Raw genomic sequence first — 12622 nt, forward strand, 5'->3', positions numbered from 1 at the left:
CCCCGAGCACCTCGACTTGTTTGAGCGCGGCGTGGCGACCAAGTTGGATTATGCCTACTCCGGTCCACAGTCAGCCCGCATTGCGCAAATGCTATTCGGCGGAAAAATTCAACTCGGGGCGGTGCACACCTACCTCGAACTATTTGCCCGCTACTTTATCGATCTGACGCCCAACGTCGCTCTGATTGCCGCTGTAAGCGCCGATCGGGAGGGCAATCTCTATACGGGACCGAATACCGAAGACACGCCGACGGTCGTCGAAGCGACTGCTTTCAAGGACGGTGTCGTCATTGCGCAAGTCAACGAAATCGTCGCAAATGTCCCGCGTGTCGACATTCCCGGGGACCGCGTCCACTTCGTGGTGAAGGCTGACAAGCCGTTCTTCGTAGAGCCACTTTTCACCCGTGATCCGGCGGCTATAACCGAGACCCAAATCCTGACAGCAATGCTGGCCATTAAGGGCATCTACGCGCCCTACGGCGTAAAGCGCCTGAACCACGGCATTGGGTTCAACACAACTGCAATCGAGCTTCTGTTGCCAACGTTCGGCGAAGCGTTAGGGCTGAAGGGGAAGATTGCCAGTCATTTTGCATTGAATCCCCATCCCGCACTCATTCCAGCGATCGAATCCGGGTGGGTGGAACAGATACATTCGTTCGGCTCCGAGGTCGGTATGGACGATTACATCAGGGCTCGGTCCGACGTGTACTTCACCGGGCCCGACGGCTCTCTTCGCTCGAACCGAGCTTTCAGTCAGGTCGCGGGCCTCTACGCTTGCGACATGTTCATTGGTTCGACGCTCCAGATCGACTTGGCTGGAAACTCGTCGACAGTGACGACGACACGAATAGCGGGCTTCGGCGGCGCTCCCAACATGGGATCGGACGCTCGCGGCCGACGGCATCCGAGCGAGCCCTGGCTGCAAGCAGGAAAGGAGGCGGACCCCGCAGGATTGCCCGCGCTGCGCCGCGGCCGGAAACTGGTCGTTCAGATCGGGGAGACATTCGGAGAAAAGAACGTCCCCCTCTTCGTTGAAAAGCTGGACGCCATTGCCCTCGCCGAAAAACTCAACCTCGATCTCGCGCCAGTCATGATCTATGGCGACGACGTCACCCATATCGTGACAGAAGAGGGCATCGCGAACCTACTGCTTTGCCGGGACCCGGACGAGCGCGAACAGGCTATCCGCGGCGTCGCCGGCTACACAGACGTGGGCCGCGGACGCGACAAGTCGATGGTCAACCAGCTTAGGGACCGGGGGGTCATCCAGCGACCCGAAGACCTCGGCATAGATCCGCTTCAAGCGGACCGCAATCTGCTGGCGGCGCGATCCATCAAAGACATCGTTCGATGGTCGGGCGGCCTTTACGCCCCGCCTTCCAAATTTCGCAACTGGTGACGGGAGCCCTACGATGCAAGACCTCACATTTACTCATGAAGTAGCGGAAAGAGCCACCGGCAACACGAAGCTGGCTATAACCGGCGTCGTGGCTTCGGGAAATCTGGAAGTTCTAGTCGAGCGCGCCCTCCCCGAAAAGCAATGCGTGGTCGAGATCCGAACCACGGTTCGAGGGTTCGATCCCGTCTGGAAGGCGGTTGTCGATGATTTCGTCGAACGGTTCCCGACAGGTGGCCTGCGCTTCTCGATCAACGACGGTGGCGCGCGACCCGACACCGTGTCCCTTCGTCTGTCACAGGCGCTGCGCCTGATGGAGAAAACAGAGCAATGAGCGTCTCAACAAACACCGCCCCACAGGCCACCGGCGCCAGACAAGTCAGTTGGTATGAGGCCTCGGCTCGTACGCGTGTTTCGCAACTACTCGACGAGAGCAGCTTCAAGGAATTTCTGGGCCCCCAGGAACGCGAGATGAGTCCAAATCTCAAATCCTTCGATCTTCCCGAGCAATTCGACGACGGCATGATCGTCGGACGCGGCCTCATCAAGCGCATGCCCGTTTTCGTCGCAGCGCAGGAAGGTCGCTTTATGGGCGGCGCCTTCGGCGAGGTCCATGGCGCGAAGCTCACCGGCCTTTTGCGGGCTTCCCGCGACATCGGGTCGATACCCGTCCTCATCCTGTTTGACACTGGAGGCGTCCGTTTGCAGGAGGCGAACGCCGGGGAACTGGCGATCGCCGAGATCATGCGCGCCGTCATCGAGGCGAGGATCAAAGGCGTCTCAGTTATAGGTCTGATTGGCGGACGAGCTGGCTGCTACGGCGGTGGCGGACTGATTGCCGGGTGCTGCTCTGCTCTCGCGGTCTCCGAACAAGGCCGCATCTCGGTTTCGGGACCTGAAGTAATAGAGACGAACCGCGGCGTCGAGGAATTCGACTCAAAAGATCGGGCACTTGTCTGGCGCACCATGGGCGGCAAGCATCGCCGACTGATCGGCGGAGCGGATGCCTTCGTCGACGACACAATCGAAGACTTCCGGGAGACCGCGCTCAGTCTGCTGGCCGACACTCGGCCCTTCACTCTCCAAACATTGCACGAAGAGCAGGCACGCCTCGAATGGCGGATTCAACAGTTCGGAACATCGGCTGACGCGATCGATATCTGGAGGTCCATGGGCGTCGATGACGCCGCTGCCATTCCGGAGATGACCTATGCCCAGTTCACAGCGGCCGCTCAAAAAATACGGAGACCCAACCATGCAGCTCGCTGACATCCTCGCATCGCTCTTCCCTGACGGACACAGCATCAAAGCCGATCATGGTCTACTCTACGGCTTTGCACCGCTTGCCAGCGGGCAGCAGGCACTTGTCGTCGGAGTCTCGAACCGAACGGCGTTGGGCATCGACCAGGCTTCCGCTCTTTCCCGCCATATCCTCGACGACCATTCGGGAACGGGGCCGATCCTCGTGATCGTGGACAGCGATAGCCAGAAAATGAGCAAACGCGACGAGTTGCTTGGCCTGAACGAGTTCCTGGCTCACCTCGCCAAATGCCTGATCTTCGCCGATCTTCACGGTCGCCCGACGATTGGTATCCTTTATGGCCATTCCGCCGCGGGTGCATTTCTCGCTACAGCGCTTGCCACTCGGGTTCTGGTCGCACTACCGGGTGCTGAGCCTGCCGTGATGGACCTCGCGTCGATGTCGAAGGTGACAAAGCTGTCCATCGAGGTTCTGCAAGAGAAGGCCAAGACGACTGCGATCTTCGCACCCGGTTTGGACAACCTGGCAAAGACAGGCGCTGTGCATTTCATATGGAACGAGCAGGAGTCACTGGCGAGCCAGCTTGCGGCGCTACTCGCCGATCTCCCTGGCTCGGATGACAAACGCGACCTTCTCGGCGTCGAACGGCATGGCCGCACCAAAGCGGCGGAGATTGCGGAGCGGGTCTATGCCATCGCACGCGAGTCCTAAGCTTCGGCCAATGAGGCGTCACGACCTGATCTATCTCGAGCCATCAAGGTGGGATGTCGTTCTTCAACGGCAACTTGGGTCAGATCAGGTCGATCCGCTGATCCGATCCTGGGTTCACAAGGGATGGCCCCTTATCTCGCGTCGGCCTAGTTCTTACGAAACACATGGTATCGCACTTGGCCTACCCCTCCCACCCTCGCTAGGGAAGTGGCGTATCCCGTTTATCGTTCAAGACCAAGACATTCTGACAATCCAAGAGCCCTTATCGCTCGCTAGTGCTCGCGAGCAAGCGCCAAGGCAATGGCAGCAGATTTTCGACGAACTGGAGTTTTTCGCCGCGCACCGCGGTATCGAGCTGCAGGTTTTCGGCAGCCTGGCTTGGCAGGTCTTGACCGGTCTCGATTACTTCACCTTATCTTCGGACATCGACTTGCTGTTTCACGTCCCGTCCTCGGCTGACATGGAGCTGCTATCTTCCGAGATTTCCAAGATTGAGGATAATTCGCCCAGTCGTATCGACGGCGAGTTTATCCGCCGCGATGGGCTTGCCGCCAACTGGCGCGAATTTCTACCAGGTGGGACCGATGTCCTGGTGAAATCTATGGAAGGCGTTGCGCTTCTCGACGGGCGTCGTTTCACCGCAGGGGAGCGACTGTCATGAATGCCCTCCCCCGCCCCGTCTCCGTTTTCGAAACTTTCTCACGCTTGAATGTCAACTCGCGTGGCATAGCTTCCCTCGCGGCGCAAAGCCTCCTGCAGGAGTTGGAAACATGGCCCAAGCCGGGCCTTGTCAGCCATGTGGACTCCGGAAGCCATAGAGATATGGATGCCGAGACATTTCGCTACAGCGCTTCAGCTATTGAGCCTTATTTCCGCTCCCTTGTGATCGCCGGCGCGGGTGCGCGCCAAATGACGCATCTAAGGTCCATCGGAATCGCAGCCGAGACTGCCATGCTGTCGGCGACCGGGGGTATCAACACCCATCGAGGAGCGATCTTTGGTATTGGCCTGCTATGCGCGGCTGCGGGTGCAAGAGCCAATGGCGTCGTCGACCCCGGATTTCCCCTCGGGTCGACAGTCCACGAACTCTGGGGGCAAAGCATCCTGGCGGGACCAAGACTCGCCGATAGCCACGGTGCGCAAGCAAATCTTCGATATGGTGTGGGCGGCGCGCGTTCCGAGGCTGCCAACGGTTTCCCGAGCATCTACAACATCGGGCTTCCCGCGTTACGTGCCTCCCGGCTCAAACTACCGAACGATCCGGAGGCACAAAGGGTCGAGACCTGCTTTGCATTGATCGCGGCGTTGGATGACACAAACCTACTGCACAGAGGCGGACAGCAGGGACTCCTATATGCCCAGCAAGCGGCTCGTCTGTTTCTCGCACGAGGTGGAATCGCCGCCGCTTGCTGGCGGCTCCACGCACAATCAATCCACGAAGAATTCATTGCCAGATCGCTTAGTCCAGGCGGAGCGGCTGACCTCCTGGCAATGACATTGTTTGTCGATGAAATAGAGGGAACCTAGAGGGATGGCCGAAACAATCTTACTCGCGCTCACACCGATCTTTTTCGTGATGGCGCTTGGCTACCTGGCGGGTCGTAACAACATCGTCGATAACCATCATGTGGACGGGTTGAATGTGCTCGTGATGAATTTCGCACTTCCCGCATCGCTTTTCGCGGCGACCGCCTCGGCGCCGCGAGCCGAGCTCATAAGCCAAGCGCCGCTGTTCTTCCTTCTGGGCGGGATGATGCTTGTCGTTTTCTTCGTCTGGTATTTCCTCCAGACACGGATATTCAAGATCGGAAAGCCGGACGCTTCCCTACAAGGCCTGACGATCGCGTTTCCGAACTTGGCGGGAGTCGGTCTACCAATTCTGGCAGATATCGTGGGCGCGTCCGGGACGGTGCCACTGGCAGTCGCCATCGCCAGTGGATCAATTCTGATAAGCCCACTGTCTTTGGTCCTCGTCGAAATGAACGTTCATAAGGGCGACAGTGGTTCCGGACAGAAAGCCAACATCCTGCAGCCGTTGCTTCATGCGCTCACCAAACCCATCGTCATTGCACCCGCCCTGGGCATCATTTACTCTCTATGTGGCTTTCCAGTCGGAGAGATTGCTCAAGCTTCGCTTTTGCTAATAGGACATGCGGCACCTGGCGTCGCCCTCTTCCTCACAGGGGTAGTTCTTTCTTCACAGGCCTTTCAGCTAAGTTGGAAGGTCGTCAACGCTACGCTTTTCGCCAACATCCTCCGTCCACTCGCCACGGCGGCGCTCGTGTTTGCTCTGCCCATATCATCCGACACAGCGAAAATCGCGGTACTGCTCGCGGCCGTCCCATCGGGCTTCTTCGGCATCCTGTTCGCAGTCAATTACAAGCTCGATTCAGGAGCAACCGGATCGATGGTGATTGCAAGCACGGTATTTAGCGTCATCACGCTTCCGATAGCGATCATCCTCCTCTATCCCCGATAGGTCCTCAAGATGACGTTCGCGATCATATGCTCCGGCCAGGGAAACCAGCACCGCGACATGTTCGCCTTAACCGCAGATAGCGCAAAGGCGAGCCATTTGTTCGCCAGTGCGACCATGCTACTTAACGGCATCGATCCACGTGGCATGGTGAAGCGAGAGGCCGGAAACGAGGTCTTCGAAAATCGAACTGCCCAAATCCTTTGCACTCTCCAGACGCTCGCGGCGATCAATGAGTTACATGCGAGCATCCCGCCGCGCACTGTATACGCCGGTTACAGCGTCGGAGAGGTTGCCGCCTGGGGCGCAGCTGGTGTGTTCCGTCACATCGATACCCTGAAACTCGTCGCGCGACGAGCCGAGTTAATGTCCGCAGCTAGCGTAACGGGCGATGGGTTGGTCTTTATAAGAGGTCTCCCTTACGTGACGGTCCGGCGACTGTGTGAAAAGCATGGCGGGGACATATCGATCATAAATCCGCGCGATGCCTTCGTTGTCGGTGGCGGACAGGCTTTCCTGGCAGCGGTTATGCAGGCAGCGACGGACGCGCATGCAGCGCGCGTTAGCCGGCTGCCTGTCGAGGTCGCGTCGCACACACCTTTTCTATCTAAGGTATCCATGAGGTTTCGCAGCGTCCTCGAAGGTCAACGTAAAACATACCCACTACCGGCCGGGGCTAGACTCATCAGCGGAATCGATGGAGCCAGCGTGTCAGGTTTGAATTCGGGATTGGACAAGCTGGCAGCGCAGATCTCGCACACCGTCCGATGGGCGGACAACCTGCAGGCCTGCGTTGAGAACGGCGCGACCGCCTTTCTGGAGCTTGGACCAGGCCACGCATTGAGTGAGATGGCGGCGACGAGCTTTCCGAACGTTCCGAGCCGTTGTCTCGAGGATTTCAAGACGATGGACGGTGCGAAATCGTGGATTTCGAAATGGGCATCTCGCTGATATATCGGTCAATATCCGGTGGTGATCGCCCACATAGCCTCCAAGGTGTCCTTTGCAAGTTTATGCATCTCTAAACTGGCTAAGAGTTCAGAGGCGACCGATCCTCGGAGTATTCAGTTCCCAACCGCAGTATCAAGGGGCGAGCTGGATCGCGCCGCTCGTGGGTRACCCGACCGTGCGAATAATCCTTCAATCTCGCACGTGGGGCAATCTCGGATGAAAAAACTGTTCGAAGCTGACGCAGCGCTTTTCGGTCGACCAGCGGGCCCTAGTCAGAATGACGCGGTGCCAGAGTCACTTGTCGGGGGAACCCCGAAAATCTTAAAAGACGACTTGGTCAGGCTGCTTGGTAAGGATCGTGTACTCAACCGTCTCATTGATCTCGTTCGATATGCATCCGACGCAAGCCCTTACCGTCTCATCCCTCAGGTCGTAGTGATGCCCCGAAATGTCGAGGAGATGGCAAAGGTTTTTGCCTTCTGCCGGGACACGGGTCGTCACGCAACCTTCCGGGCGGGCGGGACCAGTCTCAACGGTCAGTCTCAGTCCGACGACATCCTCATCGACGTCAGACGGCATTGGTATGGCGGCTCTGTGCTAGATAGCGGAAAGAAGTTCAAGGCGAGGCCCGGCTTGATCCTCTCTCACGCGAACGCGATGCTACACAAACACAAGCGGAAGCTCGGACCCGATCCGGCGAGCGAAGCTGCGTGTACCATCGGAGGCGTTATAGCCAACAACTCTGGCGGAATGCGCTGTACTCTGGAGCGCGATGCGTACCACACCGTCGAATCCATGACGATCCTCACGCCGTCCGGAAATGTTTTCGATACGGCCGCGCCGGGAGCCGAAGCCCGGTTCTTCGAACTTGAACCCGAGTTCGCGCGAGGATTGCTCGACCTGAGGGCAGAGCTTCTGGCCGATGAGACGATGGTCAAGCGAATCCGGCAGAAATATTCTATCCGCAATACCCATGGCTACCACATCGCTGCCCTGCTCGATGGGGCTACGCCGCTAGAAATCTACAGACGACTTCTGGTCGGCTCGGAAGGCACACTGGGTTTCATTGCGGAAGCAGTGATGTCGACTGTCCCGGTGCCGGCCGTGACGTCAGTGGCTTGGCTGCCATTCTCCACTATAGACGAAGCCGTCAATCTTGTTCCCAAGCTCGTAGCACTCGGCGCCGCCGCCGTGGAGCTGATGGTGGCTCCCGCCCTCGTGGCGGCGGGAAAAGCCTTTCCCGGAACGCCAAGCTATTGGACCACCTTGGACCCAAAGGCAGCCGCGTTGCTCGTGGAATTTGGGGCGGACAACGACGAAGAACTTATGCAAGTCCAGAGCAAGGTAACCGAACTGGTTGCTGACCAGAAGCTCATCAGTCCATTGACATTTACCAGTGTCGCCGAGGCCGTAGAACTAGCTTGGCACGTACGCGAGGGGTTGCTCGGCCTCGTAGGAAAGCAACGCCCCCAGGGAGCAATGCTTATCACCGAAGACGTTTGTTTCCCGCCCGCTCGGCTAGCGGAGGGAGCGCACGATCTTCAGGCTCTAATGGATAAGCATGGTTTCGGTACCGGCGTGGCGGGCCACGCTGCTCACGGAAACCTTCACTTCAACCTCGTCACAAACCTCGAGGAAGATGAGAGCAAGAAGCGTTACGCGGCGTTTATGACCGAGTTGGTCGACCTCATCGTGAAGAAATATGACGGATCCCTGAAAGCCGAGCATGGAACGGGTCTTAATATGGCACCATTCGTCGAACAGGAGTGGGGCCGCAAGGCCACAGACATGATGTGGCGGATCAAGAAGCTGGCAGACCCTCAGRGCATCCTCGCGCCGAACGTCATCCTCACCAGGGACAATGGCATTCATCTCAAGTCGCTCAAGTCGATTCCGGCCATCGAGAATGTTCGGAACTCAACCCAATGTATCGAATGTGGCTTTTGTGAACCCGTTTGCCCGAGCCGTAATGCCACGACCACGCCACGCCAGCGCATCGCTCTGAGACGAGAGATGGCAAGACAGCCGGAAGKGTCGGCCGTGCTGCAAGAGCTACAAGCTCAATACGAGTACATGTGCGTTGAAACATGCGCGGGTGACGGCACCTGTGCGATCCCCTGCCCGATCGAGATTAACACCGGGGCCTTGATGCGCGAATTCCGTCATATGCAAAGAAGCGAACGGGAAGAGGACATCGCGCTTTCCTTAGCTAAACGGTGGCGTACCGTGGAGAAAATGGCGCGTGGCGGACTTGCTGCCGCCGAGATCGTGTCCAATGTGATCGGCGTCAAATCTCTGACGGGAATTACCGCGCTTGCCAGATCGGCCATCGCAAACGACCTGATGCCGGCCGTTCCGGGCCCGATGCCAAAACCCGCGCGGAGGCTACCTGAAACCTCTATAGAGAACGCTTCGGCGGTCTACTTCCCAGCATGCATCAACCGCATGTTCGGCCGTGACCCTGATAAACATCATCAGCCATCCCTACCAGAAACGCTCGTTGAGTTATCAAAGCGCGCCGGACGATCTCTATGGATACCCGGCGACGTCGCCGGGCTCTGTTGCTCAACGCCATTCAGTTCAAAGGGCTATCATAAGGCGCACTCCTATATGGCGTCGGCGATTGCGGACGCTATGTGGCGGTGGAGTAACGGCGGAAAACTACCGATAGTCGTTGATGCCGCGTCGTGTACCCTCGGCATCGCTGAGGATGTCGCGCGCTATCTCGATGAGGAGCGCAAGGCCCGACACGATCAACTCAAATTCATAGACGTCATTCAATGGTGCCACGATCTGTTGCCCGATCTCCAGGTGCAGTCGAAACTAGACCGCATCGCCATGCATCCCACTTGTTCGATGACCCATCTCGGTCTCAACAAAACTCTGCGGGAGATCGGGTCGAAGCTCGCAGACGACGTCTTCGTACCGATTGGCACCACTTGTTGTGGGACAGCCGGTGATCGAGGACTTTTGCATCCAGAGATCGTTTTGTCCGCCACCCGCGAGGAAAAGGCTGGGTTGGATGAAACACCTGCCTCTGCATACATTTCATCGAACCGGACCTGCGAAATGGGTCTACGTCATGCAACCGGTCGACCTTACGAGTCGTTCGTTTTCCTATTGGAAGAGCTGACGCGCACCGACGCACATTCAAAAGCGTCAGGAGGGGAAAACTAAAAGGACAACTTTCCCGTACGTCTTATTGTTACATTGATTTTGGCGGTTGCAGCAATGTAACGCGAAAAACTCCGAAATCTAAAAACTATACTCTTTCAAGAAAGGTCGTATCTTTCACAATAGAAAGACAATACAATGACGTGCCTCGCAACTCTCGCATCCTTTGCAGCCGCTTCCACCATTTCGTCTGCCATGCTGACAGCTTCACTACGAACGGCGGCCCGGCAATCAAGAAAACGCTTCTCAACTACAACAAGCCGTTCGCCGTGGGGTATCTCAAGAACTACGACAACGCAAAGTTCGACGATACAACTGGTGTGGGCGAAAACCCCATAGCGACGCGGGAACTCAGCACATTAGTCGTGGATCAATTCGAACAAGAACCTGGTCGAAAAGCCGCAGCACGTGAAGGACATCGTGGATGCCGAACGGGCAGCCGACGGCAGCATCATCTTCTCCGTCAACTGACAGGAAACCGTCATTTGCCCGGAGCCGTCGCGTTCAGTCAAATTCTTTTCAACGGACAACACATCGATGCTGCTTGAAGCAGCTGCTCGCGAAATACGGTCAACCCGAAATTCGCAGCTCGTCGTCCCGCATGGCCAAATCCTCCGAATAGATGATGCTCAGATTGAGGTTGATAACTCGGCGCACAACAATCGGATATTTCTAATTTTCTAGAATCTTCTTAAGGCGCGGAGACTTATCGATACCTGGAACAAGTCCGGGATCGATCTGTTTTGGTGTTGGTTCAAGTAGCTCCGGCTCCGTAGGCAATGACTCCGCAACAGGGATTCCCTGCAACAGGCCGGTGCCTGCACAATTTTCTCTCGGCATCGGAGGATCAAAGAGCTCAGGAACCTTCTCGAAACGGCTTCGAAGCCTTTCGAACCAGCTATCAGTCTCAGAGGCGACCGATGGCTTGACCGTGACTGTTGCGGTCATACCCGAGACGAGTGGCACGCCAGAGGGCACTCTATCGATGACTATCCGGACAGGCACTCGCTGGGCGAGTTGTACCCAAGTATAGACTGGATTCACGGTCGGCAGGCCTTGAATTCCACCTGCAGCGTTTGTAACGCTGATCCCGCGTGTGATGGTATCTACGTGTCCGGTAACGGGTTGGGCGTAACTCATAAGTTTCGCTTCTACCGCGTCGCCAATACAAATTTGCGAAAGCTTGGTCTCTTCAAAGTAGCCGTCAATCCAAAAGCTGTCCGAATCTACCACTGAGACGTTACTGGAGCCCTCTGTCGCGTAATCGCCTACTCGCAGCAACAAATTAGTGACAAATCCATTCACGGGGCTTCTTACCTTCGTGCGCTCGAGGTTGATCTGCGCGAGWGAAAGCTGCTGGGTCGCTGCTTCGAATGCCGCCTTTGCCTGGGCAGCGCTGCCAGCATAGATCTGTTGCTCCTCCGGCGTGGTCGCAACTGTTGAGAGGCGTTGTCKGCGATCAGACTCCGCCTGTTTAACCTGAAGGTCCGCGGCTGTCTGGTTCACTTGCGACTGGGCTGTCCGGGAAGCTATTTCGAAGTTCGCGGTATCTACTAAATAGAGAACATCACCCTGGTGGACAAATTGATTGTCAACGACTTGGATCTCGGAGATCTTTCCAGAAACCTGAGGTGCTACACTTGCAACCTGCACGCGGACTACTCCATTGCGCGTCCAAGGTGAAGTCACATAATATTGCCAAGTCATCACCGCTAGAACGACGGCCGCTGCGGCTATGATAAGCGTTAGGACCAACTTGGCCGCCCATTGCGCTGGCCCTTGCAAGCGTTGCCAAGCGCTGTGGTGGAACATTGAGGACATGGGGCGATCCGACGATGTTGGGTCGAGTGCCGCGGCTCCGGCTGGCCTTGCCTGATTTCCTAGTTCGGCCGCCTCAGTTGTGAGAACTGTCATTGGTATCTCCTAGGCCAACAGGGTTATCAGGCAGAAAATCGAGACGTAGAGGCTAAACTCGGCGATGGATGGGCTCACAAAAAGCCGTGTATACCGGATGCGACGCAGAATTGGCCTAAGTGAAACTGCAGCGGCTAAGCCGAAACATGCGTATAATAGGATTGGGGACAGCATCACGCCGCCGATCACGAGATCATAGTAGCGCGGCGTCATTGACCATTATCCTCATACGATATTAGCTCGTGCTCGAGAATCATGCCCGCGACCATCAGCGCAGCTGCAGCATCTCCAGTTGAAACATCGTCTATCTGGGAGAGCTCGTACGCCACAATTTGTAGAGACAATCCATTCGCTTCGGTTAGCGCAGACACTGCCTGATTGCGCAAGTGCTCTGGCATATTAGGCGGCAGTATCTCCAAAGCCGTGTATGCGAGCCGGAGCGCAGATGCACGGTCAAAATATGCGATTGCCTGATCAACATGCTCGCGATCGGTTGATGCCTCACCAGCCAATCCCACCATCTGTCCGATCCGGACCGCATCAAGGAACATTGGCTCTTCTCGTGCTCGATTGTATCGCGGCCGTGCAGCTATCTCCATGAGATCTTTCCGAGCTTCCGCTAGGAGGAGACGCAGTTTGGCTGACCTAGAAAGGGGTGGAAGGAGTTGCTGACAAGCGAAAAGCAGGAACGCGGCCACGCAGAGAAAAAGACTGGCATACAAGAACGACTGGGGATCAT

14 protein-coding genes and 2 pseudogenes are annotated in these 12622 nt (G+C 56.9%); 11 read left to right on the plus strand and 5 right to left on the minus strand.

The genetic code is table 11. The features are described from left to right. The 8 genes from mdcA to ACXJ5O_RS08885 all read left to right on the plus strand — a co-directional run. Window positions 1-1399 (plus strand): malonate decarboxylase subunit alpha (mdcA, locus tag ACXJ5O_RS08850; RefSeq protein ID WP_457299565.1); only part of this gene is annotated, 1399 nt, incomplete at its 5' end. A 13-nt stretch (window positions 1400-1412) separates the two neighbouring features. Further along, the gene (gene mdcC / locus ACXJ5O_RS08855; RefSeq protein WP_457299566.1) at window positions 1413-1730 is read left to right on the plus strand and encodes a malonate decarboxylase acyl carrier protein; all 318 of its coding nucleotides are present in this window, start codon (window positions 1413-1415) and stop codon (window positions 1728-1730) included. Further along, the gene (locus tag ACXJ5O_RS08860; protein WP_457299567.1) at window positions 1727-2665 is read left to right on the plus strand and encodes a biotin-independent malonate decarboxylase subunit beta; all 939 of its coding nucleotides are present in this window, start codon (window positions 1727-1729) and stop codon (window positions 2663-2665) included. Before mdcC ends, ACXJ5O_RS08860 begins: the two co-directional genes overlap by 4 nt. Continuing rightward, the gene (locus tag ACXJ5O_RS08865) at window positions 2652-3368 is read left to right on the plus strand and encodes a biotin-independent malonate decarboxylase subunit gamma (RefSeq protein WP_457299568.1); all 717 of its coding nucleotides are present in this window, start codon (window positions 2652-2654) and stop codon (window positions 3366-3368) included. The genes ACXJ5O_RS08860 and ACXJ5O_RS08865 overlap by 14 nt, the downstream gene beginning before the upstream one ends. A 10-nt stretch (window positions 3369-3378) precedes the next feature. Further along, window positions 3379-4029: a malonate decarboxylase holo-[acyl-carrier-protein] synthase gene (gene mdcG / locus ACXJ5O_RS08870; protein ID WP_457299569.1), complete on the plus strand. Its 651-nt coding sequence runs from the start codon at window positions 3379-3381 to the stop codon at window positions 4027-4029. Next, on the plus strand, window positions 4026-4895 hold the full coding sequence (mdcB, locus tag ACXJ5O_RS08875) for a triphosphoribosyl-dephospho-CoA synthase MdcB (protein ID WP_457299570.1): 870 nt from the start codon (window positions 4026-4028) through the stop codon (window positions 4893-4895). The genes mdcG and mdcB overlap by 4 nt, the downstream gene beginning before the upstream one ends. Before the next feature lie 4 nt (window positions 4896-4899). Then, window positions 4900-5847 (plus strand): AEC family transporter, encoded by a 948-nt coding sequence (locus tag ACXJ5O_RS08880; RefSeq protein ID WP_457299571.1) that lies wholly within the window; start codon window positions 4900-4902, stop codon window positions 5845-5847. Between the two features lie 9 nt (window positions 5848-5856). Continuing rightward, a complete protein-coding gene (locus tag ACXJ5O_RS08885) occupies window positions 5857-6795 on the plus strand; it encodes an acyltransferase domain-containing protein (protein ID WP_457299572.1) in 939 nt (312 codons plus the stop codon). A 321-nt stretch (window positions 6796-7116) separates the two neighbouring features. Here the strand turns inward: ACXJ5O_RS08885 and ACXJ5O_RS08890 are convergent, their stop codons facing one another. Beyond that, a complete protein-coding gene (locus ACXJ5O_RS08890; protein WP_457299576.1) occupies window positions 7117-7374 on the minus strand; it encodes a hypothetical protein in 258 nt (85 codons plus the stop codon). Between ACXJ5O_RS08890 and ACXJ5O_RS08895 the strand changes: the two are divergent. Next, window positions 7255-7569, plus strand: a pseudogene (locus ACXJ5O_RS08895) (FAD-binding oxidoreductase); the annotation flags it as partial. The gene ACXJ5O_RS08890 and the pseudogene ACXJ5O_RS08895 sit on opposite strands and share 120 nt — an antisense overlap. Here ACXJ5O_RS08895 and ACXJ5O_RS08900 read toward each other — a convergent pair. Then, complete coding sequence (locus ACXJ5O_RS08900) at window positions 7456-7770, minus strand: hypothetical protein (protein ID WP_457299577.1); 315 nt, start codon at window positions 7768-7770, stop codon at window positions 7456-7458. The pseudogene ACXJ5O_RS08895 and the gene ACXJ5O_RS08900 overlap by 114 nt on opposite strands. Window positions 7771-7875: 105 nt before the next feature. Here ACXJ5O_RS08900 and ACXJ5O_RS08905 point away from each other — a divergent pair, with 105 nt between their 5' ends. Both ACXJ5O_RS08905 and ACXJ5O_RS08910 read left to right on the plus strand, forming a co-directional pair. Then, entirely contained in the window at window positions 7876-9972 is a 2097-nt protein-coding gene (locus ACXJ5O_RS08905; RefSeq protein ID WP_457299575.1) for an FAD-binding and (Fe-S)-binding domain-containing protein, read from the plus strand. A 140-nt stretch (window positions 9973-10112) separates the two neighbouring features. Beyond that, window positions 10113-10517 (plus strand): hypothetical protein, encoded by a 405-nt coding sequence (locus ACXJ5O_RS08910; protein ID WP_457299573.1) that lies wholly within the window; start codon window positions 10113-10115, stop codon window positions 10515-10517. 124 nt (window positions 10518-10641) lie between these two features. Here ACXJ5O_RS08910 and ACXJ5O_RS08915 read toward each other — a convergent pair whose 3' ends face one another. The 3 genes and pseudogenes from ACXJ5O_RS08915 to ACXJ5O_RS08925 all read right to left on the minus strand — a co-directional run. Further along, window positions 10642-11883: an efflux RND transporter periplasmic adaptor subunit gene (locus tag ACXJ5O_RS08915; protein WP_457299574.1), complete on the minus strand. Its 1242-nt coding sequence runs from the start codon at window positions 11881-11883 to the stop codon at window positions 10642-10644. Window positions 11884-11892: 9 nt separating this feature from the next. Next, entirely contained in the window at window positions 11893-12096 is a 204-nt protein-coding gene (locus ACXJ5O_RS08920; protein ID WP_224506412.1) for a DUF1656 domain-containing protein, read from the minus strand. Continuing rightward, window positions 12093-12622 (minus strand): annotated as a pseudogene (locus tag ACXJ5O_RS08925) (hypothetical protein); the annotation flags it as partial. The gene ACXJ5O_RS08920 and the pseudogene ACXJ5O_RS08925, both read right to left, overlap by 4 nt.

This window comes from Phyllobacterium sp. P5_D12 (assembly GCF_054049495.1).